The following is a 21759-nucleotide window of genomic DNA, read 5'->3' as shown; positions in this document are numbered from 1 at the left end:
TTGTGGTCAGTCCGTTTCGCGTCCGGGTGGGGAGGGAGCCCGGGTTTGGTCGCGTGTTTGGGGACTGCTTGGAGGCGCCGGGGTTACGGCAGCTTCACATCAGGAACCTTCAGTTCGATGCTGACTTCCTTTTCCTGATGAAAATAGCCGTTGTAATAGAGGATCCCGCCACCGATCATGGCTGCAACAAGAATGCCTGCGATGAACCAGCCTGCGCCGGAACCGCTGCGCGGGGTCGTCACATAGGTGTTACGGTCCTGATAGGCCATGATGTATCTCCTTGTCTTTACCGGTGTTAAGTGCCGGTTTGTGAAGGGGTAACTCTTGAGGGGCCGGAATGGTTCCGTTATCGAGAGAAGAAAAATGCTCAGGGATGTTTGCCTAGACTGGCAGGCGTTCCGTTTTGCTTGAATGCTTGCCCGGATATGCTTCTGATGACCGAAACCGCTGCCCCCCAAATCGCTGTCGAAAACCTGACGCTGGAGGAGGCCCAGGCCGAACTGGCGCGGCTTGCAGAAGAGATTGCCGGTCACGACAAGCGCTATTATGGGCAGGACGCGCCGACCGTCTCTGACGCGGAGTATGATGCCCTGCGCCAGCGCAATGCGGCGATTGAGGCGCGGTATCCGGAACTGGTCCGTGAAGACAGCCCGTCGGCCCGCGTCGGCGTGGAGCCTTCCGATGGCTTCGGCAAGATCACCCACAAGGTGCCCATGCTGTCGCTGGACAATGCGTTTGACGACGAGGATGTGCGGGATTTCGTTGCCCGGGTGCGCCGTTTCCTGAAGTTCGATCCGCTGATGGGCGCGCTTGGTGTGACCGCGGAGCCGAAGATCGACGGCTTGTCTCTGGCATTGCGGTATGAAGGCGGCAAGCTGGTGAGCGCCGCCACCCGGGGGGATGGCTCCGTGGGGGAAAATGTCACCGCGAACGCGCGAACCATCGCCGATATCCCGCACAGCCTGCCTGAAGGTGTCCCGGACGTGGTCGAGGTGCGCGGCGAAGTCTACATGTCCCACGCGGACTTTCAGGCGCTCAACGCCCGCATGGCCGGGAACGGCGGCAAGACCTTCGCCAATCCGCGCAACGCGGCGGCCGGATCGCTCCGCCAGCTCAATCCGGACATCACTGCCTCCCGGCCCTTGCGTTTCTTTGCCTATGCCTGGGGGGAGATAAGCGAGATGCCGTCCGATACCCAGATGGGAATGGTCGAGGCCTTCGGCCGCTGGGGCTTCGCGGTCAATCCGCGCATGAAGCGCTGCGAGACCGTGGACGAGTTGATCAGCGTTTACCACGGCATCGAGGAAGAGCGGGCAACGCTCGGCTATGACATCGACGGGGTCGTCTACAAGGTCGACCGGCTGGACCTGCAGCAGCGGCTCGGTTTTGTCTCGAGATCTCCCCGTTGGGCGATTGCCCATAAATTTCCGGCCGAGCAGGCTTTCACCATACTCCGGGACATTGAGATCCAGGTCGGCCGGACGGGTGCTCTGACCCCGGTTGCCAAGCTGGAGCCGGTGACGGTTGGCGGTGTTGTCGTCTCCAATGCGACCCTGCACAACGAGGACTATATCAAGGGCATCGGTCAGGACGGGGAACCGATCCGGGGTGGCAAGGATATCCGCGTTGGTGACACGGTTCGCATTCAGCGGGCAGGGGATGTCATTCCACAGATCGTGGATGTGGATCTGGACAAGCGTCCCGAGGGTTCGGAAGCTTTTGCCTTCCCCGACACTTGTCCTGCCTGCGGCAGCCATGCAGTTCGTGAAGAAAACGCCAAGACCGGCCGGATGGATGCGGTGCGACGTTGCACCGGCGGGCTGGTCTGTCCCGCCCAGGCGACCGAAAAGTTGAAGCATTTTGTCTCCCGCAACGCTTTCGACATCGAAGGTTTCGGGGACAAGCAGGTGGATGCGTTCTTTGCCGAAGGACTGGTGAAATCCCCGGCAGACATCTTCACTCTGGAAGAACGGGACCGTCAGGCTCTGACCAAGCTGCGCAACAGGGATGGCTGGGGCGCTGTTTCCGCCAAGAACCTGTTCGAGGCCATCAGTGCCCGGAAGATCATCGACCTCAACCGCTTCATCTTCGCCCTTGGCATCCGCCATGTGGGGGAGGGCAATGCCAAGCTGCTCGCCCGTGCCTATGGCTCCTGGGGTGTGTTTGCGTCTGCCATGGAAGCCGCTGGAGATCACGGCAGCGAAGCCTGGGCAGAGCTGAACGATATCGACGGGGTTGGCTCGATCGTTGCCGAGGCTGTCACTGAATTCTTTGCAGAAGAACACAACCGCGAGCAATTGGCTGCGCTTCTGGAGCATGTCACGCCGAAGGACGCGGAAAAGATCGAGGCGGGAGACAGCCCGGTTGCGGGCAAGACGGTCGTCTTCACCGGCTCTCTGGAGCGCATGACCCGGGATGAGGCGAAGGCAATGGCTGAACGGTTCGGTGCCAAGGTCGCGGGTTCCGTGTCTAAGAAGACCGATCTGGTGGTGGCAGGTCCCGGCGCCGGCTCAAAGCTGAAAAAGGCGGAAGAGCACGGCGTCGAGGTGATCACGGAAGATCAGTGGTTCGATCTGGTCGGGGCGTGAGCTCTGGAACGAAAGCTGGAAGGCAGTCAGACCTGACTGCATGTCCTTGCGCCCACAAATAAGGGCGCAAGGCTTCACATTAGAGGGTTGCCAGCACTTCCCGGGTCGAGACCTTTGGTGTTTCTGGTGGGAAGACCATCTCGGCCTTGAAGTTCGGCTTTGAGCCCGGGACAGATGGCCGTTCCCGAACGAAATCCCGAAGCCAGGTGGCAAACTGGCCCGCGACAGCGGGTTTGGTTCCTGCGCGCTCCAGGAAGTCGATCATGGCGATCTTGCCGCAGGGCGTCTTGGCGCTGTCCAGCTTCGTGCTGAAATCATAGCCATTGGCGACCAGAAGCGTCCGGCCCGCCGAAAAGGCGGTGACCTTGTTGGCGGTCGAGAAAGGCCGCAGTTCGCAGATGCCGACCATCATGTGCACAGCAAGCGTCAGAATGTCGTTTTCGCCATCTTCATAGTGACATTCCTGCGGGCGCAGCACGGCGGCTTCCAGGCGGCTGCGGTTGGGAATGCCAAAGGTGCCGTTGACTGCTTCCACATGAACCCGGTTGATGAGAACAAGGTCTTTGGCTTCAAGCCAGTTGAAACGTTCGGCAGGCACGGCGTTTCCTTGGCCAATTGCGGCTGTGATGGTGGGAAAGGCAGAGAGCGTGTTTCTCGCCAGGAGAATGGTATTGATGCGCTGCTGATTTGGTTTCGGGGCAAAAATCAGTTTCTTGGACGACTTGCCAGGCATGCCTGATCCTTTGAGTGCTCAGTGATCCGCGTTTGCGGTGTTCTCATTTTTTCAACTAGATACCTGCCTGGATGACGCTGGAGAAGTTCGTATTTTCCAGTAGTCTGCCTCAGAGTTAATAGATTGACATTGAAGTGTTTTTTAGGGTCTGACGGCATTACCCAAAGGTCGGCTTATCATTGGTTGTTTGTTTTGCTGGCTCAATTTTTCTGTACTTAATTTATCTTTGAATTCCGGTGTTTTTCTGAAATCCTTGGGTGAATACTCGGAAGTTTGGGATTTTCGGAGAGTTTTATTTACGCTCAGTCTCAACGAGGCGTGAGGCCACGCATCTGGCCGGGTGGGGGCGAGGCCGTCAGGACTGCTTGCTGCGGCTCGGGTTTCCTGAGGCTTTTCATGATTGATTGTAAAAATTGAATGGAGATAATCAGGAGTTGTAATCGGGTTTGGAGAAGGATTACTCTCTCGTGGCCTGCATTTTTATTTTGAGTTCCAGAGCAAACGCTAGGGGAGGTTGGGATGAAAAGACCTATATCACGTAGACTTTTTCTTCGCGGGGTTGCCGCTTTTTCGGGAGGCTTGGCGGCCCCCTCACTTCTTACGGGACTGAAGCCTGCCCGCGCTGGCTATCAGACGACCCGGCCGGACCTGCCGCCTGATTTTGGAAAAGGCAAGACAGTCGCCATTCTGGGCGCTGGCGTTGCAGGCCTGACGACGGCGTATGTGCTGGCCAATGCCGGCTTCAAGGTTGCGGTCTTCGAGGCAGACAACAGGTTCGGCGGGCGCAGCCTGACGGCTCGGCCGTCCGATGACCGCTACAAGGACTGGTGGTTCGCCAAATACAATCCGGACCGGCTCTTCCCCGAAATGTATGCCGACCGCTATCAGGAGCGGCCCGAAAGTCCCTCGCCGGACGAGCAGGTCTGTACCTTCATGGATGATGTCTGGAAGGACAAGGGCTACGAGGGCAATCCGGTCGAGCTGTTCCTGAATGCCGGACCCGGCCGGATCCCGTCTAACCATTTCAATCTGATCGCCCTGTGTCAGGAAATCGGTGTTGCGCTGGAGCCCTATTTTTTCCAGTCCATGTCCAACGTGATGCAGAGCGGCAAGTTCAACAGCGGTCAGCCCATTTCCATGGGGCAGGTGACCTACAGCCTCTTTGCCGAGATGGCCGAAATGATCGCCAAGGTGAACCTTGAGGCCTGCAAGCTGAAGGGCAATACGGCTATCCAGATCGCGGAACTCTCGCAGCTCTTCGGGGATCTTGCGCGCAAGGATGCAGGCGATCCGTGCAATCTGGTGATGAATGATGCGTCGACCCGTGTCGGCTTCACCCATTTTCCAGGCGGATGGCGCGATGCGGGGACAGTGCGCGAAAGGGTGCCGCTGCAGTCGATCTTCGATTCCGGCTTCATCGGCAATCCGGAGGAGAATCCGGAACTGTCGCCGGGTTCCTTCCTGTTCAACAGCTATAATCTCGACTGGCAGCCAGCCTTGATGCAGCCGGTTGGCGGCATGGACCGGATCTGGCAGCAGCTGCTTCTGCAGAATGTGCAGGACACGTCGCCAATGTTCGAGCATCTGCCCGTGGGATCTCGCGGTACGCGGGTGGGAGATCTGGTTTATCTCAACACCCATGTGACTCGGATTGTTGCCAATGAAGGTGGAGTGACCGTGGAACTGGAAGGCGGCAATCAAAGTGCCTCCTGGTCTGGCTCAGCCGTACCCTTCGACTTCTGCGTCTCCACCATGGCGCCGTCCCTGCTCAATGGCATCCTGGACCGGGAGAATATGCCGGCGGAGTTCCTGGCGGGTCTCGAGGCTTTCAGCGTCACCGGAGAGTGGAACCAGTTTGCTCCTCAGGGCAAGACGGACCCGACGCCGGATCTGTGGACCCCGGCCATCAAGGTCGGCTGGCAGGGCAAGAACCGGTTCTGGGAAACCGATGACGAGATCTACGGTGGCATCTCCTGGACCGACGATATTATCAGCCAGATCTGGTACCCTTCCGAGGACTTCACCGCACATACTGGCGTTCTGACCGGCGCCTATAACCGGGGTGGCGGCGCAGTGGAATTTGCCGCACGCGATCAGCAGACCCGTATTTCCGACGGGATCAATGGTCTTGGTCTTCTTCATCCAGGCCACGAGGGAGATATCTACGTCGACCGCGGCCTGACCATTGCCTGGCAATACATGCCCAATCAGGTCGGAGGTTGGGCCTCGGACACGGCGACCACCAATCCTGCCGTCTATGAGCAGATCACCACCTTCTCCGACAAGGTGCCCTTCTTCTGCGCGGGCGACACCTGGAGCTACTGGCCCGGCTGGCAGGAGGGCTCTGTCGCCTCCGCCTATTGCGCCATCTCCGCCATCGCCCTGATGCTCGATCCGGGCAACCAGGGCTACGCAGACAAGGCTTGCCATATGAGCAGGTCTTGAGTGTCGTCATCGCTTCAAAGAGGTTGATGGTTACTGGATCCCGGTCTTGCCGCTTGGCGGCAAACCGGGATGACGGCAAAGAGCGTGGCGGCTAGGAGAGATGCGATCGGAAAGTGGCTACTACGTCTATATTCTCGCCAACCAAATAGGTGGCACGCTCTAAGTGGGGTTACGAATGATCTGCCGAGGCAGATGTTTGAGCATCAGTCCGGGACAGGAAGCGTCTTCACCGCAAAATATGATATTCATTCCCTGGTGTTCTTCGAAGTGCACACAGGCCCTGAACAGGCAATCCGCCGGGAAAAGCAGATAAAGCGATGGAGACGGGCCTGGAAAGTCCGGCTGATCGAGGAAAACAATCCCAACTGGACCGATCTTCAAAAGCACTTTTCTAAACCCGAAAAACCTCACCACGTCATCCCGGTTTGGCGCGAGAGCGCCAAGACCGGGATCCAGTAGCCCCTGAGTGGGGTGTTCGATCAAGGTCTAGGGTGATCAGTCTTTGGCGAGGTGCTGTGCGAAAAGAAGTTCTGGCTGCCGTCTCTCTCCTTGTCCCCGCAAAATCTGCCCGGTCCGCCTCGCATCGGCCGCTTTTGTTGCTATATTGTTCCTGTTTGAATTCTCGAGAATCGCACGGCAGGGACCATGGCTGACCCGAACGGGTATCACGACGATATTGGCGACACCTTTGTGGATGGCTTTGACGATGACGGATTTCCGGGCGACCGGTCACCCCGTCAGCCGGGCCCTGCACGGGGGATTGAGCCGGCGCCGGCCCCTTCCGCGGGTGGAGGCATTGCTGCGCGGGCGATGGCTGCCCGCCGGTCCAATGCGCCCGATTATCTGGAAGGCCTGAACCCGGAACAGCGGCTGGCGGTGGAAACCATCGAAGGGCCGGTGCTGGTGCTGGCTGGGGCGGGAACAGGCAAGACCCGCGTTCTGACCACCCGTATCGCGCATATTCTGGCGACGGGGTCTGCCTATCCGTCCCAGATCCTGGCGGTGACCTTCACCAACAAGGCTGCGCGCGAGATGAAGGAGCGCATCGCGCATTTCATCGGCGGCAATGTGGAAGGCATGGCCTGGCTCGGCACGTTCCACTCCATTTGCGTGAAGATCCTGCGCCGTCATGCGGAGCTGGTGGGCCTGAAATCCAGCTTCTCCATTCTGGACACGGACGACCAGTTGCGCCTGATCAAGCAGATCATTCAGGCGGAAGGTCTCGATGACAAGCGCTGGACGCCGAAGGCCTTTGCCGCCCTGCTGGATGGCTGGAAGAACCGGGCGCTGACGCCCAAGGAAATCTCGGAGGGCGAAACCCGGGCCTTTGCCGGTGGCATGGGCCGCAAGCTATATGAAGAGTACCAGGACCGTCTGTCGGTGCTGAATGCTTGCGACTTCGGTGACCTGCTTTTGCATGTGATCACCCTGTTCAAGACCAATCCGGATGTCCTGAAGGACTATCAGCGCAAGTTCCGCTTCATGCTGGTGGATGAGTATCAGGACACCAACATTGCCCAGTATCTGTGGCTGCGGCTTCTGGCGCAGGGCAATCCGAATGTCTGCTGCGTGGGCGATGACGACCAGTCGATCTATGGCTGGCGTGGTGCTGAGGTCGATAACATCCTGCGCTTCGAGCACGATTTCCGTGGTGCTGTCGTCATTCGTCTTGAGCGTAACTACCGCTCGACCAGCCATATTCTGGCTTCTGCCTCTCATCTGATCTCTCACAACGAGGGACGGCTGGGCAAAACCCTCTTTACCGACTTCGAAGATCCGGAAGACGAGAAGGTGGCCGTCGCCTCCTGCTGGGATTCGGAGGAAGAGGCCCGCTCCATCGGCGATGAAATTGAGGCCCTGCAGCGCCACGGCCACAAGCTCAATGACATTGCCATTCTGGTTCGCGCGTCGTTCCAGATGCGCGAGTTCGAAGACCGGTTCGTGACACTGGGCCTGAACTACCGGGTCATAGGCGGTCCGCGCTTTTATGAGCGCATGGAAATCCGCGATGCCATGGCCTATTTCCGCTGCGTGGTGCAGCCGGCTGATGATCTCGCCTTTGAGCGGATCGTCAACACGCCCAAGCGGGGTCTGGGCGATGCGACCTTGAAGCTGGTGCATGAGCTGGCTAGGGCCGAGCGTATTCCGCTCATTCAGGCCGCCAACCAGCTGTGCCAGACGGAAGAGCTGAAGCCCAAGGCGAGAAGTGCGCTCAAGGGTGTTCTGGATCATTTCGAGCGCTGGCGCCGGGATCTGGAACACACCAAGCACACGGAAATGGCCGAGATCATCCTGGATGAGAGCGGCTATACCGAGATGTGGCGCAAGGACCGGTCTGCGGAAGCGCCGGGCCGTCTGGACAACCTCAAGGAACTGATCCGTTCCATGGACCAGTTCGAATCCATGGCCGGGTTCCTGGAGCACGTCTCTCTGGTGATGGACCGGGACAGCAACGATACCAATGATGCGGTGTCGATCATGACGCTGCATTCGGCAAAGGGACTGGAGTTCGACACGGTCTTCCTGCCGGGCTGGGAAGAAGGGCTGTTTCCCCATCAACGGGCGCTGGACGAGAGCGGCCGCGCCGGTCTCGAGGAAGAGCGGCGGCTTGCCTATGTCGGGGTAACCCGCGCCAAGAAGCGCGCCAAGATCTGGTTTGCCTCCAACCGGCGTATTCACGGCACCTGGCAATCCACGATTCCCTCGCGGTTTCTGGATGAGCTGCCGATCGAACACGTCGAGATCGTCGAGCAGGCGTCGAACTATGGCGGATACGGCGGCGGCGGATATGGCCGGGGCGGTTATGGGGCCTCCCGGTTCGACCGCAGCGAGCCGTTCCAGAACAGCAGCTATTCCACGCCGGGCTGGCAGCGGGCCCAGAAGGCAAAGGCCGCTCAAGAGGCCATCACTGGCCGCAGCAGTGACTTCCGCTCTGCCGGAACGCGCCGTCAGGGGCCGATGACCATCGAGGGCGAGCTGGTGGCCAAGTCCGTCAGCGACATGCCGTCGGCCTATTCGCTCGGGGAGCGGGTGTTCCACATCAAGTTCGGCTATGGGGCGATTGTTGCCATTGAAGGCAACAAGCTGACCATCGACTTCGAGAAAACCGGGCAGAAAAAGGTCATCGACAGTTTCGTTGAGAAACATTGATGTCAGGCAGCTGGGAGTGAACCTGTCCGGGCTTTGAGGCGTAAGCAGAAAAACGCTTCAAGGGACAGGTCATGCACCCGGACGACCCTCCGAAAGATTTCCGGAATCTGCTTCTTGTGCTCGGCGATCAGCTGAGCCCTGGACTGGATATCTTCAAGGACGCAGACCCAGAGCGGGACCTCGTTCTGATGGCTGAGGTTGCGGAAGAGGCGACCTATGTAGGTCACCACAAGAAGAAGATCGCCTTCGTCTTTTCTGCCATGCGCCATTTTGCGCAGGAGCTGCGCGAGAGCGGCTGGCGGGTTCATTATATCCGGCTCGACGATGAGACATCCTGCGCTTCGCTCAAGGAGGCCGTGGCCCGCACCTTGAAAGGGGCGAGGGCGGAAGCTGTCAGGATAACCGAGCCCGGAGAGTTTCGGCTTCTTGATGACATGCGCAGTTGGCAGAGCGAGCTGGAGGTTCAGGTCGATCTGCTGCCGGACACCCGCTTTCTCTGTACGCTTGCCGATTTCAGAAAGTGGGCAGATGGCCGCAAGCGCTTCCTGATGGAGGATTTCTACCGCCACATGCGGCAGAAAACCGGCTTCCTGATGGATGAGGGAAATCCGGCAGGCGGCCAATGGAATTTCGACAAGGACAACCGGAATTCGGCGCCGGCCGGTCTTGTCTGTCCAGAAGTGATGCGAAGCCCGCCGGACGCCATCACCAAAGACGTGCTGGATCTTGTCGGGGGGCGGTTCGCGCATCATTTCGGTGCTCTGGAGCCCTTCTGGTTCGCGGTCACGCGGGAAGGGGCGGAGGCGGTCTTCGAGAGTTTCCTGGAGCATGGTCTGGCAGATTTCGGGACTTACCAGGATGCAATGCTGCGGGAGGAGCGGTTCCTTTTTCACTCTCTGATCTCAATGTATCTGAATGTCGGCTTGCTTGACGCTTGGGATATTTGCGTCCGCGTGGAGAAAGCCTGGCGATCCGGTGATGTGCCACTGAACTCGGCTGAAGGTTTCATCCGGCAGATTCTGGGCTGGCGCGAGTATGTGCGAGGCATTTACTGGCTCAAGATGCCCGAGTACCGGGAGGAAAACTTCTTCGGTGCGACGAGAGCCCTGCCCGATTTCTACTGGACCGGCGAAACCGATATGGCCTGTCTGAAGGCCGTGATTGGCCAGACCCATGAAGAGGCCTATGCCCATCACATTCAGCGGCTTATGGTCACCGGCAACTTCGCGCTGCTGATTGGTGCGGACCCGGTTCAGGTGCACGAATGGTACTTGAGCGTTTACGCGGATGCCTATGAATGGGTGGAGCTGCCCAACACCCTGGGAATGAGCCTTCACGCGGATGGCGGATTCCTGGGGTCAAAGCCCTATGCGGCCAGCGGCAATTACATCGACAAGATGTCGGACTATTGCTCCGGCTGTTCTCATGATGTGAAGAAGAAGACAGGGGAGGGCGCCTGTCCGTTCAATGCGCTTTACTGGGACTTTCTCTATCGCAACAGGCCAAAGCTCAAGGACAATCACCGGCTGAGAACCATCTATAGCAGCTGGGACCGGATGAGCGAAGACAAGCGGATTGACTATCTAAAGAGCGCTGGCGACTTCTTGTCGAGCCTTCCAGGTGCCTGGAAAGGCTGACACATTCCTGATGGTGAAATGCAAAAAGACCGGCAGCGGAGGGCTGCCGGTCTGGAGCTGCTGCCGACCGAAAAGGGTCGGTCGAATCAAGCTGTGTAATCGACCAGAAGCGAACTGGAGGTCGATGTGGTGGAGCCGCTGGCCGAATAGCCGGAGGTCTGGGAACTGGAAAGCTGCGCCAGAAGCTTCTGGACGAGATCTTCGCTTTCATCGTCTTCGGAAGACGCGCTCATGTCTCCGGACGGAGGAGGTCCCATCGGGCCTTCGCCTGGCGGCGGGGGCGGTGGGCCCATTTCTCCGCTTTCAAACATGGCGGACAATTCGTCGGCCTGGTCCTGAGTGAGGGTGCCTTCTTCAACCTGTTCGGACAAAAGGCTTTCCAGCTTCGACTGCATTTCCTCCTTGCTGGGAGGTTCGCTCGAGCCAGTTGCCTCGGGTGCCATGTCGTCATGAATGGCGTCCAGGGCAGACAGCATGGCGTCCATGTCGTCGGAGGTAATTTCACCGGCGCTGACCTGTTCGCTCAGTTTGCTCTGTATGGATTTCTGAGGAGGCGGTGGCGGTAGCGCCGTGCTGATGGATGTCATGATCCAATCCTTTCCCAAAGTAATTCCCGCAATTAAGACACTCTGTTACTTCCGGTTAATAACCTGTTAACGACTTGTTTCTGTATATTTTCTTTGCATTTCTAAAATGTGTTTTGGAAACAAATAGAAACAATTTGGTGCAAAAAAGATGATGCAAAGGAAAATGATTGCTGCATATTGGCGGCATGATGCGTACCGAACATATTCTTGTCGTTGAAGACGACCCTGAAATCGGCGCTCTTATCGAGCGTCACCTGACCTCCAACGGCTGGAAAGTTTCCCTCGCCAAAGATGCGTCCGAGATGGACCGGATCCTGTCCGGTGCCCGGATTGATCTCATGGTGCTGGATCTCATGCTGCCGGGTGAAGACGGGCTGAGCATTTGCCGCCGTGTGCGAGCAACCAGCACGTTGCCGATCATCATCGTATCGGCCAAGGCGGATGATTTCGACCGGGTGGTTGGCCTGGAAGTCGGGGCGGATGACTATTTGCCGAAGCCCTTCAATCCGCGTGAACTGACTGCGCGTATCCGTGCCATGTTCCGCCGGGTCGACATGGGGGCAAATACTCCGGCCGTCACAGGCCGCAAGTTGTCCTTCGAAGGCTGGATGATGGATTGCACATTGCGCCAGTTGACCAATCCGAGTGGCTCTGTGATCAGTCTGACGCCCGCAGAATTCGATCTGCTTCAGGTTCTGTGCGAACGCCATGGCCGTGTGCTTGGCCGTGACCAGCTCACTGATCTGACTCATGGGTCCAATGGCGCTGCTTCCGGCGGCCGGAACATCGATATTCTCATCAGCCGCGTGCGCAGCAAGATGGAAGCGGGCGGCGCGCCCTATCAGTTTATCCGGACAGTCCGGTCCGGCGGTTACGAGTTCATCGCAGAGGTGACAACCAGTTGACGAGACTGATCTCCCGGCTCTGGCCGGAAAGTATTGCAGCGCAGTTGCTGCTTGTCATGCTGACGTCCCTCGGGATGCTGGTCATGCTCTTTTATGCTGCTTTCCGGATTTTACAGCCAGGCCCTCCGGGGGAGGATGCCTTCGCATACGCGATGAAGGCCGCCGTGCTCGTCGCGCAAATGAACGAAGCAGATGCGGGGCGCCGTGAGACGCTCGTCGCTGATTTCACTCGCCGGAATCCGAATCTTCATCTGCGCCTGATGCCTTCCGGTAGCTATGACCCGCCCTCTCGTGAAGGGGACAGGTCTCGTGTTCCCTTCTGGATGCCTTTCCGGGTGGCTGACTTCGGGAGTGGTCTGAAGTCTCTGGGCCTTGGGCCGACCGAGATTGATGAGGCGGGCGAGGAGCGGGCAAACCTGGTGTTTGAACTGGCTGACGGTCAGCAGGTCTTTGCCCGAATGCCACCGCGCAAGGAGCCGCCGATCTGGGGTAACCCACTGTTGCAGCTGATCTTCTTCCTCGTTCTCAGCTTGGTCATGCTGCTGATCTGGGGAACCCGGATGCTGGTTCAACCTCTGTCTCAGCTGGCATCAGGTGTCGGGAACTTTGGCAAGACCTCTATGCGGGCTGTTCCAATCGCGGCGCATGGTCCTCTGGAAGTGCGCAAGGCGGCCCATGCCTTCAACAGGATGCAGAACCGGATCCAGGATCTGGTTGAGCGCCGGACCCGGATGCTGGCAGCCATCAGTCATGACCTGAGAACTCCGCTGACGCGCTTGCGCCTGCGCACGGAACTGATGCCGGACGGGGATATCAAGCAGCGCAATCTGGCTGATCTTTCCATCATGGAAGGTCAGCTTGGCGGGGCACTGACCTATCTGAGTGAAGGCCGCACCGGGGAACCGGACGTCAAGATCGACGTTGCCAGCTTCCTGCAGGGCATTCGCGATCAATATGAGGATGTCGGGGCAGAACTTGCGCTGGATTGCGAGGTTGGATTGTCTGTACTCGGCCGGTTCAGTGAATTGACCCGCGCAATGACCAATCTCATCGACAATGCCCGTCGCTATGATGACCGGATTCGGCTGATCAGTTGTTACGCTGACGATCGGGTTATCATCGAGGTCGAGGATCATGGTCCGGGCATTCCGATCAAAGACCGGGAAAGAATGCTGATGCCTTTCGAGCGTGGGGATGAAGCCCGCATGCTTGGCTCGGATTCCAGTTTCGGCTTCGGCCTGGGGCTGGCGACAGCCTGTGCCATTGTCGAGGCTCATGATGGCAACCTTTACCTCAATGACACAAAGGGTGGCGGGCTGACGGTTCGCATCGAACTGCCACAGGCATAAATCTGGCCTTTGGTCTGGCTGTTTTCCCTCGCCGCAGGTATACGGACGCCAGATCAAATCCAGAGGACCTTATGCAGACCGTCCGAGTCCGTATCCCCGCCGCAGAACTGGAAGCCAAGCGCATCGCCGACGTGCTCGAGCGTGCCTTCGAAGATGATGGCTTTCCGGTCACGATTTTTGAATCCTCCGCCGATGGCAAGACGTGGACGGCGGAAGTGCTGGTGTTCGACCTCGAGCCGGACGAAGCCGCTGACCTTGTCAGGGACCGTGTCGGCTCAGACGGCTTTGCCGCTCCGGTTCACGCTGAAATCCTGCCGGACCAGAACTGGGTGGCCAAGAGCCTGGAGGGCCTCGCGCCTGTCCGTGCCGGCCGTTTCGTGGTTCATGGTGCCCATGATCGTGGCAAGGTTCCTGCAGGCTGCCTTGGCCTTGAGATCGAGGCAGCGCTGGCTTTCGGTACGGGCCACCATGGCACGACCGCAGGGTGTCTTGAGGAAATCAGCCGCTTGATGACCCGCCGCCAGTTTCACCGGGTTCTGGATCTTGGAACGGGCACGGGCGTGCTGGCAATTGCCGTTGCCCGTCTGACCCGCCAGTTCGTGCTGGCGACGGATATTGATCCGGTCGCAACGCAGACGGCTGCCGAAAATGCCAGGCTCAATGGGGTTGGCCCGCTGGTCAGTACATTCACGGCCAATGGCATGGATGACCGCCGCTTTGGCGAGTTCGGCCCGTTCGATCTGGTCGTGGCGAATATTCTGGCACGGCCTCTGATGAAAATGGCCAAGAGCATTGCGGCCCAGATGACCCCGGTTTCAACCCTGGTCCTGTCGGGCCTGCGGGTGGAAGACGGCCCGCGCATTCTGTTTGCATATCGCGCGCAGGGCTTCCATCTCGTGAAGCGCGGCGAAAAGAACGGCTGGCTGACCCTGACCCTGACACGGGGGCAGCAGGACGCCTGATAGGCGTCTAACGCTTTCAAACTGATCTTGAGGGCATCGAGAAGACAAAAAAAGAGCGCGGAGGGCGTACCCTTCGCGCTTCTTTAATTGGGCGGTGTGGGCCGATCCTTAGAGGATCATGCCTGCAGAACCTTCGCGTTCCAGCTCGGCGCGGTTGAAGCCGTGAGCGGCCAGGGTCGCGTCGTCGAGGGACAGAAGGTAGCCGTTTACATAGCGGCGAGCCTGCTTTTCGCGGGCTTCAACCATACGGCTCAGAGCGCGGCGCACGAAGCTGCCGGAAGCGCGGTTGGTCACGCCAAAGGATGCGGTTGCAGTAGCCATGGTCATTCTCCATGTTCGGTGATGGGGCGGCCTGCTTGGGAGGAGCGGTGCCTGTTTCTTGACTGAGTTCAATATGGAGGCAATCGAGCTATTCAGGTAGAGCGCATCTTGCATGACAGGCCTGCAGATTTTGCATGTGCGAATTCCATGGTGCGTTGCGGGATCGTCTTGAAACTATGGGAGACATGTGCCCCCCATTGTTTTCCAGCTTGATTGGCATCTGGAGCGGGCATAGCTTCAGCGCATGTTCCAGTCCTTCGAAGATCACACCGATCCTTCTGTCGGGGCGCCGCGGGCGGCGCTCTTGCGGTCCGAACTCAAGCGTCTCGCGCTTGATGGCTTTCTCATTCCGCGGGCTGATGCCCATCAAGGCGAATATGTGCCGCCCTGTGACTGCCGGCTGCAATGGCTGACCGGCTTCACCGGCTCGGCGGGGATGGCAGCTGTTCTCGGTGATGAGGCAGCGATCTTTGTTGACGGGCGCTACACGATCCAGGTTGCCGATCAGGTCGATCTTGGTGTCTTTCCTGCCCGCCATCTGATCAATGAACCGGTGACGGACTGGCTTTCTTCGCGGCTGCGCAAGGGGCAGAGGCTCGGCATTGACGCCATGCTGCACACGGTGCGTGAAGTGCGGCGCCTGCGTGAGATCTGTTCGGCCGCAGGTGCGGAGCTGGTGCTGCTGGAGGACAATCCGGTCGATGCAGTTTGGGAAGGGCGTCCCGAGGCTCCGGTTGGAGCGGTAAAGCTGCATCCGGAGAAATATGCGGGCGCAGACGCTGCCGGAAAGATCGCCCGGATCCAGGCGGATGTGGCGGCCAAGGGTGCGGATGCCTGTGTGCTGACACAGCCTGACTCCATCGCCTGGCTTTTCAACATTCGCGGCTCAGATGTGTCGCACACTCCCTTGCCCCTGTCTTTTGCGCTGTTGCCGGACACGGGCAAGCCGACCCTGTTCATCGATGGGCGCAAGCTGTCGAACTCGGTGCGCGAGGCGCTCAGCGGCCTTGCCGAGATCAATGAGCCGTCCGGCTTCCGTCCTGCCCTGGAAGCGCTTGGTGCTGAAGGACGGGCTGTCATGCTCGATCCAGGTCTTGCGGGCGAGGGGATTGCCCTGGCCGTGACCGGCAAGGGCGGCCGAGTGATCGAGGCCAGCGATCCGGTGCTCCTGCCGAAGGCCGTGAAAAACGACGCCGAAATCGCCGGCAGCAAGGCGGCACATGTCCGTGATGGGGCCGCCTTTGTCCGCTTCCTGGCCTGGTTCGACGATATTGCCCCGTCCGGGGAACTGGATGAAATCGGCGCAGCTGAAAAGCTGGAGCATTTCCGCGCCGAAACCGGCGTGCTCAAGGACATCTCCTTCGACACGATTTCCGGTGCAGGCAAGAATGGCGCGATCTGTCACTACCGCGTCAGCCGTCAGACCAACCTGATGATCCCTGTTGGCCGTCCGTTCCTGATCGACAGCGGCGCCCAATACGTGGATGGAACCACCGATATCACCCGCACCATGGCGGTGGGGAAATGCTCCGCGGAAATGAAGCGGCATTTCACTCTGGTTCTGAAGGGGCATATCGCCATTTCTTCTGCCCGTTTCCCGGCGGGCACGACGGGCGCACAGCTCGACACGCTTGCCCGGATCGAACTCTGGAAGGCGGGGCTGGATTTCGACCATGGTACCGGCCATGGCGTCGGGTCCTATCTGTCGGTGCATGAAGGGCCGCAGCGGATCGCCAAGACCGGCGTTGTGCCTCTTCAGCCTGGCATGATCCTCTCCAATGAACCGGGCTATTATCCGGAAGGCCAGTATGGCATCCGCCTGGAAAATCTGGAGCTGGTGACAGCTGCTGCCGGCATTCCCGGCGGCGAGCGGCCGATGCTGGGGTTCGAGACGCTGACCCTCGCGCCTTTCGACCGGCGGCTTGTCGATGTGGCGCTCATGACTGCCAGCGAACTGGCCTGGCTGAATGCCTATCATCGCAAGGTGCTCGACACGCTCGCGCCTCATCTCGACGACAAGTCTCTGAGCTGGCTTGAGGAAGCGACCGCTCCTCTGTAAAAGAGGAGTGTTTCATTGAGGATTTGGGCATGCGCGCGATTGATATTCTGAAGGCTCCGCTCTGGGCAGCTTCCCTGGCCAGCGGGGCAAAGTCCTTCAAGGACAATCCGCTGATCGGCAGCACCTGGCTCAATGAGCGGGGATTGCACGAAAAGCGGCTGATGACAGCCGAGCGCATGTCTGACTTCCGCCGCAGCCTCATGCGGCGCATGGTGTCCAAGGAACATGCGGAAGCCTATCAGCGCGATGGCTATGTCATCGTGCGTGATGTGCTGCCGCCTGAAGCCTTCGAGCAGCTGAAGCATGAGGTGATCGAGAACGCCTTTGCCGCCCAGGAAATGCTTCAGGGCAATGCGGTCACGAGGTTCACGCCCATCACCCGCAAGATGATCCGGGAGCTGCCGGAGTTTGGCGCGCTGGTCACCGGTCCCCTGTTCCAGGGTCTGTTGCGCTATGTCGGGTCCTGGAATGCGGACCCGATCACATTCATCCATACGGTGTTTGCCGAACCGGATCGCGGCCCGCGGGATCCCCAGACGGTTTTCCATTCCGACACGTTCCAGCCCACCTCCAAGTGCTGGTATTTCCTGTCGGACGTGCCGGAAGATGGCGGGCCTTTCACCTATGTTCCCGGATCGCACCGCATGACGCCGGAGCGGCTTGCCTGGGAGCGGGAGCAAGCCTTGAGCGCGTCCAGCGGCGCGCGCAGCATGCATTCTCTAGGCTCCTTCCGGATCACCGACGAGGAACTGGCCACCCTTGGATACCGGGCTCCGGTCAAGGTGGCTGTTCCGGCCAACACGCTTGTCGTGGCCGATACCCACGGGTTCCATGCCCGCGGCCTGAGCCTTCGCCCAACGGTCCGTCTCGGTATCTATGGGTCCCTGCGCCGCAATCCCTTTGCGCCGCTGCCCGGGCTGGATGTGTTCAACATTCCGGGTCTGCGCTGGCGTCAGGCGGAAATCCACGATGCGGTGAACAACTGGAAAATGCGCACCGGCCGCCCGACCGGCCAGCCTGGCGTTGGCGAGGTCAAGCCGCTCGATCCGCCGCGCAGCTGGAACGGTTAAGCCGCAGCAAGGGGCCTATCTGTGGGCCTCTTCGCTCTCTTCGATCAAGGCCTTGTTGAAGTGGCCGAGCGCCCGCACATGCCGGGCAAGGCCGATCACCACATCGGGCGTTGAAGGGGCGACAACCGGCAGGACACTTGCACCGCTTTCATCGAAACTCCTGAGCGCCTTTGTCAGGGTGTCCGTTGTCTGCAGGGCTGAGGCGCTATTGGCGTGAGCCGACAGCTCATTGGACATGTCCTCCGGCAGCGGCTCCATGAAATCGCTAACCCTTGCCCTGTCCCGGAAATAGGTGTGGCTGCCACTGCCAAGGCTGAGGCCGCGCATTTCCAGCTGCCAGACGAAGAAGGACTTGCCGTGAATGGCCTGGGTCAGACCGGTCGCGATGGAGACGGTGAGGAGCAGCGCGATGGACAAGGCGTAGCCGCCGGTCAGTTCGAACACGATCATGGTCGTGGACACAGGGGCGCCCAGCACCGCTGCTGCCACAGCGCCCATGCCGAGAATGGAATAGAGCCCCTCGCTTGACGCCAGCTCCGGAAAGGCTGAGGCGGCGATCAGCCCGAAGGCACCGCCGGTCATGGCTCCGAGGTAGAGGGAGGGCGAAAAGATGCCGCCGCCGAAACGGGAGGCTAGCGTGATGGCCGTTGCCGCAGTCTTGACCACCAGGAGGGTCAGCATCAGATCCAGCGGCAGATTGTTCTTGAGGGCATCATCCGTCGTCTCATAGCCGACGCCAAGGATCTCCGGATAGGCAAGGGCAATGGTTCCGACGGCTGCCCCGCCCACCATCGGTCTTGCCCAGGTCGGCATGTGAATGTGACGGGCAACCCAGTCTGTGCCGATCAGCGCGAATTGTAGAAGGATGGCCACGACAGCGCAGGTCAGGCCGAGCAGGGCAAAGGCCGGCAGTTCCAGATAGGACGTGATCTGGTGACCCGGAATGACAAAGGCGGCGACGTCTCCGAACCAGAGGCGGGTGAGCAGGGTTCCGACCACTGCAGACACGGCGATGGGGCCAATTGCAGACAGGGCGTAATGTCCGAGGATGACCTCATGGGCAAAGAGAACGCCTGCAATCGGGGCATTGAACGAGGCTGACACGGCGCTGGCAACGCCGCAGGCCAAGAGCAGGCGCCTTGCAGAATGAGGCAGGTTGAAAGCCTTGCACAGGGCGGTGCCGATGGTCGCACCAAGATGCACGACCGGCCCTTCACGTCCGGCGCTGGCGCCTGAGCCGAGGGACAACATGGTGATCAGGGCTGAGCTGATGCCCGCCCAGAAGGGGAGGCCTTCACCGCCCCGCGCCCGCGCCTCGATCACATCCGCGACCGAGTAGGTGCGCTGCATGGGCTGGAGGAATTGCAGGATCAACCCGACCGCAAGACCGCCGGCGCAGGGGGCGGCGACAACCCAGTACCAGGGAATGGAGGCAGCGGCGGTGACCACCGTTTCCGAGCGGGTGCCAAGCCAGAGCAGCTGCACCAGGCCGATCCCTTCGCGGAAGAGAATGGCGGCCAGGGCAACGAAAGCGCCGATGAAAGGTGCAAGCGCCCAGACAACCGGATGCTTGAGGGCAGAGAACGTCCGAAGGTTTGCTGCGGAGGTCGCAACAATGATCCGGCTTGCTGTGGCGAGCGGCTCGATGAGCCTCCGCCCGGCTGTCTTGTTCTGCGCCATGATCCCGGCCGCAGCCCTCCCAAACTGGTCTTTGATCAAGAATCTCAGTGAAAAGAGCGGCTTGCAAGGCCCATTGCATTGCTTTCAGGGATCGGCTCAAAAAAAACTTTGATCATCCCTTGATTTTCAAGGGCACAAGAGTCAGGACGAAGCCTCACCACCCGATCTGCTCGTTGACGTGCCCGGCAGCCGCCCCGCGCGCCGGGGGCAGTCCATTCTGGCGGTTTATGCCGTCATTTCCCCCTGACCCGTGAAAGCTGGGCTATAATGTCTTCACCAGAACCTGCGGCTGCCAAAGCCGTGAACATCGACAGTCAGCTGCCGGAAGGCCGTGTCTTCTCCGTTCCGACCATGTGCATGATCGCCTTCGTGATCGGCCTGGTCGCTTCCTTCGGAGCCGTGGTTTTCCGCTATCTGATCTCCTTCGTGCACAATCTCCTCTACTACGGAACGATCTCGTTCGAATATGATGCAAATCAGTTCGGCGATCCGAGCCCGTTCGGCATCTTCATCATTCTGGCCCCGGTAATCGGTGGCCTGATCGTGGTCTTCCTGGTGAAGACCTTTGCGCCGGAGGCCAAGGGCCATGGCGTGCCGGAAGTGATGTTCGCGATCTATCACAAGAATGGCGATGTGCGCGGCATTGTGGCTGTGGTGAAGTCTCTGGCTTCTGCCATTTCCATCGGCAGCGGCGCCTCCGTCGGCCGTGAAGGCCCGATCATCCAGATCGGTGCCTCTTTCGGCTCGTCCATCGCCCGCATGCTCAATCTTGTGCGCTGGCAGAAGATCACCCTGCTGTCCGCTGGTGCTGGCGCAGGTATTGCCGCGACCTTCAACACGCCGCTGGGCGGGGTGCTTTTTGCCGTTGAAATGCTGTTGCCGGAAGTCAGCAACCGCACATTCCTGCCAGTGGTCGTTGCGACGGCAACCGCCACCTACGCCGGCCGGATCGCCTTCGGCCTGGACCCGGCCTTCCTCGTTCCGATCGCCAATATCGACGTGCATGAAGCCATCGATCCGGTGCAGCTGGTGTTCTTCGCGATCCTCGGCGTTCTGGCTGGTATTGTGTCCTGGGCCTTCATTCGCGTTCTGGCAAAGTGCGAGGACATCTTCCCGGCGCTTCCGGGCAATGACTACACCCAGAACATCATCGGCATGCTGATCATCGGCACGCTGAGCTATGTGTTCTTCACCACCACCGGCCAGTACCATACCGCTGGTGTTGGTTATGCGACCATTCAGGACATCCTGAACGGCACGCCCTACACGTTCATCCTGCTCGGCTGTCTGCTGGTTGCGAAGGTGTTTGCAACTTCCGTCAGCCTGGGTGCGGGCGCCTCTGGCGGCGTGTTCTCGCCGTCGCTCTTCATCGGCGCGACCCTTGGCGGTCTCGTGGGTGTTGCTGGCGCCTATATCTTCCCGGACCATGGCTTCATGGCGGCCGAGTTTGCTCTCGTCGGCATGGGGGCTCTTGTCGGCGGGGCGACCGGTGCCTCGATGACCGCGATTGTCATGATCTTCGAGATGACCCGCGATTATAACGTCATCGTGCCGCTGGTTCTGGCCGTTGCCGTTGCCGTGGGTGTCCGCCGCTGGCTGATCCAGGACAACATCTACACGATCAAGCTGCGCAACCGTGGCAAGCCGATCCCGACGAACCGACACACCAACATGTATCTGGTGCGCCCGGCGACCGAACTGATGGCGACCAATTTCAAGGTTCTGCCGCAGGACATGCCGGTGCGTGATGCGCTCGAAGCCGTCGCACAGGATGGTTCCGAGCACGTGATCGTGGCGGACGGTTCCCGCATTGCCGGTTTCGTGCGCTTCGGAACCGTGCCCTATCTGGCGGACCGGATTTCGGGCCAGACCCTGAAGGATCTCTTGAGCACGGACTATGTGATCTCGCCCAAGAACTCGATCCTGAACACGATCATCACCCGTATGAACCAGCGTGGCCGCAGCTATGCGATCATTCTGGATGGCGGCTCCGGTGTGCCCCGCGTCGAAGATGTGGTCGGTATCATCGACCGCACCGAAATTGCCGATGCGGTGATCGCCAACCACTACGACTGATCCTGGATCCGAGGATCACGCCAAGTCTGGAAAGCCGCTTCGGGAGACTGAAGCGGCTTTTTGTTTCCAGGGACAAGGTGTGACGCAATGCCGGTGGAAAAGGAGGAGAGGGATCAAGCTGCTGCGCTGACTGTGGTTTTCATTAGTTGAGTTTATTACTCCTGTTTTATAGGGTCCGGCCGACAGATCTGTCCGTT

General features: G+C 59.6%; 16 protein-coding genes. 11 read left to right on the top strand and 5 right to left on the bottom strand.

All coding sequences use genetic code 11. The features are described 5' to 3' along the window. Window positions 1-83 precede the first annotated feature (83 nt). A complete protein-coding gene (locus tag BUA94_RS10380; protein ID WP_073012676.1) occupies window positions 84-269 on the bottom strand; it encodes a hypothetical protein in 186 nt (61 codons plus the stop codon). 165 nt (window positions 270-434) lie between these two features. On the opposite strand from BUA94_RS10380, the gene ligA reads away from it, so the two are divergent. Beyond that, the gene (ligA, locus tag BUA94_RS10375) at window positions 435-2588 is read left to right on the top strand and encodes an NAD-dependent DNA ligase LigA (protein WP_073013814.1); all 2154 of its coding nucleotides are present in this window, start codon (window positions 435-437) and stop codon (window positions 2586-2588) included. A gap of 79 nt (window positions 2589-2667) precedes the next feature. On the opposite strand, the gene BUA94_RS10370 is transcribed toward ligA, so the two are convergent. Continuing rightward, window positions 2668-3321: a type II toxin-antitoxin system death-on-curing family toxin gene (locus BUA94_RS10370; RefSeq protein ID WP_073012673.1), complete on the bottom strand. Its 654-nt coding sequence runs from the start codon at window positions 3319-3321 to the stop codon at window positions 2668-2670. A gap of 579 nt (window positions 3322-3900) precedes the next feature. On the opposite strand from BUA94_RS10370, the gene BUA94_RS10365 reads away from it, so the two are divergent. From BUA94_RS10365 to BUA94_RS10350, 4 genes are all read left to right on the top strand, one after another. Continuing rightward, window positions 3901-5766, top strand: coding sequence for a flavin monoamine oxidase family protein (locus tag BUA94_RS10365; protein ID WP_235860529.1), 1866 nt, complete (start codon window positions 3901-3903; stop codon window positions 5764-5766). Between the two features lie 192 nt (window positions 5767-5958). Beyond that, window positions 5959-6225: a GIY-YIG nuclease family protein gene (locus tag BUA94_RS10360; RefSeq protein WP_073012666.1), complete on the top strand. Its 267-nt coding sequence runs from the start codon at window positions 5959-5961 to the stop codon at window positions 6223-6225. A gap of 186 nt (window positions 6226-6411) precedes the next feature. Then, entirely contained in the window at window positions 6412-8916 is a 2505-nt protein-coding gene (locus tag BUA94_RS10355) for an ATP-dependent helicase (RefSeq protein WP_073012663.1), read from the top strand. Window positions 8917-8987: 71 nt separating this feature from the next. After that, window positions 8988-10553 (top strand): cryptochrome/photolyase family protein, encoded by a 1566-nt coding sequence (locus tag BUA94_RS10350; protein WP_073012660.1) that lies wholly within the window; start codon window positions 8988-8990, stop codon window positions 10551-10553. Between the two features lie 86 nt (window positions 10554-10639). On the opposite strand, the gene BUA94_RS10345 is transcribed toward BUA94_RS10350, so the two are convergent. Beyond that, the gene (locus BUA94_RS10345; protein WP_073013813.1) at window positions 10640-11140 is read right to left on the bottom strand and encodes a hypothetical protein; all 501 of its coding nucleotides are present in this window, start codon (window positions 11138-11140) and stop codon (window positions 10640-10642) included. Between the two features lie 185 nt (window positions 11141-11325). Here BUA94_RS10345 and BUA94_RS10340 point away from each other — a divergent pair, with 185 nt between their 5' ends. From BUA94_RS10340 to BUA94_RS10330, 3 genes are all read left to right on the top strand, one after another. Further along, a complete protein-coding gene (locus tag BUA94_RS10340) occupies window positions 11326-12045 on the top strand; it encodes a response regulator (protein WP_073013812.1) in 720 nt (239 codons plus the stop codon). After that, the gene (locus BUA94_RS10335) at window positions 12042-13394 is read left to right on the top strand and encodes an ATP-binding protein (RefSeq protein ID WP_073012657.1); all 1353 of its coding nucleotides are present in this window, start codon (window positions 12042-12044) and stop codon (window positions 13392-13394) included. The genes BUA94_RS10340 and BUA94_RS10335 overlap by 4 nt, the downstream gene beginning before the upstream one ends. 71 nt (window positions 13395-13465) lie before the next feature. Further along, a complete protein-coding gene (locus BUA94_RS10330) occupies window positions 13466-14356 on the top strand; it encodes a 50S ribosomal protein L11 methyltransferase (RefSeq protein ID WP_073012654.1) in 891 nt (296 codons plus the stop codon). Between the two features lie 108 nt (window positions 14357-14464). On the opposite strand, the gene BUA94_RS10325 is transcribed toward BUA94_RS10330, so the two are convergent. Further along, a complete protein-coding gene (locus BUA94_RS10325; protein ID WP_139251081.1) occupies window positions 14465-14677 on the bottom strand; it encodes a hypothetical protein in 213 nt (70 codons plus the stop codon). 244 nt (window positions 14678-14921) lie between these two features. Here BUA94_RS10325 and BUA94_RS10320 point away from each other — a divergent pair, with 244 nt between their 5' ends. Both BUA94_RS10320 and BUA94_RS10315 read left to right on the top strand, forming a co-directional pair. Beyond that, on the top strand, window positions 14922-16736 hold the full coding sequence (locus tag BUA94_RS10320; RefSeq protein ID WP_073012648.1) for an aminopeptidase P family protein: 1815 nt from the start codon (window positions 14922-14924) through the stop codon (window positions 16734-16736). Window positions 16737-16765: 29 nt separating this feature from the next. Continuing rightward, the gene (locus BUA94_RS10315; protein ID WP_073012645.1) at window positions 16766-17806 is read left to right on the top strand and encodes a phytanoyl-CoA dioxygenase family protein; all 1041 of its coding nucleotides are present in this window, start codon (window positions 16766-16768) and stop codon (window positions 17804-17806) included. 15 nt (window positions 17807-17821) lie between these two features. Here BUA94_RS10315 and BUA94_RS10310 read toward each other — a convergent pair whose 3' ends face one another. Further along, window positions 17822-19486, bottom strand: coding sequence for a chloride channel protein (locus BUA94_RS10310; RefSeq protein ID WP_073012641.1), 1665 nt, complete (start codon window positions 19484-19486; stop codon window positions 17822-17824). Between the two features lie 267 nt (window positions 19487-19753). Here BUA94_RS10310 and BUA94_RS10305 point away from each other — a divergent pair, with 267 nt between their 5' ends. Continuing rightward, entirely contained in the window at window positions 19754-21562 is a 1809-nt protein-coding gene (locus BUA94_RS10305) for a chloride channel protein (protein ID WP_073012639.1), read from the top strand. The last annotated feature ends 197 nt before the right edge of the window (window positions 21563-21759 follow it).

The organism is Roseibium suaedae (genome assembly GCF_900142725.1).
Classification (GTDB): domain Bacteria; phylum Pseudomonadota; class Alphaproteobacteria; order Rhizobiales; family Stappiaceae; genus Roseibium; species Roseibium suaedae.
The sequence above is the reverse complement of the archived record's forward strand: the minus strand, read 5'-3'. Positions and strand labels throughout refer to the sequence as shown.

Excerpts from the sequence above, each read along its gene's own strand:
- BUA94_RS10380 (WP_073012676.1), bottom strand. The coding sequence starts at position 269 with ATGGCCTATCAGGACCGTAACACCTATGTGACGACCCCGCGCAGCGGT.
- ligA (WP_073013814.1), top strand. The coding sequence starts at position 435 with ATGACCGAAACCGCTGCCCCCCAAATCGCTGTCGAAAACCTGACGCTG.
- BUA94_RS10370 (WP_073012673.1), bottom strand. The coding sequence starts at position 3,321 with ATGCCTGGCAAGTCGTCCAAGAAACTGATTTTTGCCCCGAAACCAAAT.
- BUA94_RS10360 (WP_073012666.1), top strand. The coding sequence starts at position 5,959 with ATGTTTGAGCATCAGTCCGGGACAGGAAGCGTCTTCACCGCAAAATAT.
- BUA94_RS10355 (WP_073012663.1), top strand. The coding sequence starts at position 6,412 with ATGGCTGACCCGAACGGGTATCACGACGATATTGGCGACACCTTTGTG.
- BUA94_RS10350 (WP_073012660.1), top strand. The coding sequence starts at position 8,988 with ATGCACCCGGACGACCCTCCGAAAGATTTCCGGAATCTGCTTCTTGTG.
- BUA94_RS10345 (WP_073013813.1), bottom strand. The coding sequence starts at position 11,140 with ATGACATCCATCAGCACGGCGCTACCGCCACCGCCTCCTCAGAAATCC.
- BUA94_RS10340 (WP_073013812.1), top strand. The coding sequence starts at position 11,326 with ATGATGCGTACCGAACATATTCTTGTCGTTGAAGACGACCCTGAAATC.
- BUA94_RS10330 (WP_073012654.1), top strand. The coding sequence starts at position 13,466 with ATGCAGACCGTCCGAGTCCGTATCCCCGCCGCAGAACTGGAAGCCAAG.
- BUA94_RS10325 (WP_139251081.1), bottom strand. The coding sequence starts at position 14,677 with ATGGCTACTGCAACCGCATCCTTTGGCGTGACCAACCGCGCTTCCGGC.
- BUA94_RS10320 (WP_073012648.1), top strand. The coding sequence starts at position 14,922 with ATGTTCCAGTCCTTCGAAGATCACACCGATCCTTCTGTCGGGGCGCCG.
- BUA94_RS10315 (WP_073012645.1), top strand. The coding sequence starts at position 16,766 with ATGCGCGCGATTGATATTCTGAAGGCTCCGCTCTGGGCAGCTTCCCTG.
- BUA94_RS10310 (WP_073012641.1), bottom strand. The coding sequence starts at position 19,486 with ATGGCGCAGAACAAGACAGCCGGGCGGAGGCTCATCGAGCCGCTCGCC.
- BUA94_RS10305 (WP_073012639.1), top strand. The coding sequence starts at position 19,754 with ATGTCTTCACCAGAACCTGCGGCTGCCAAAGCCGTGAACATCGACAGT.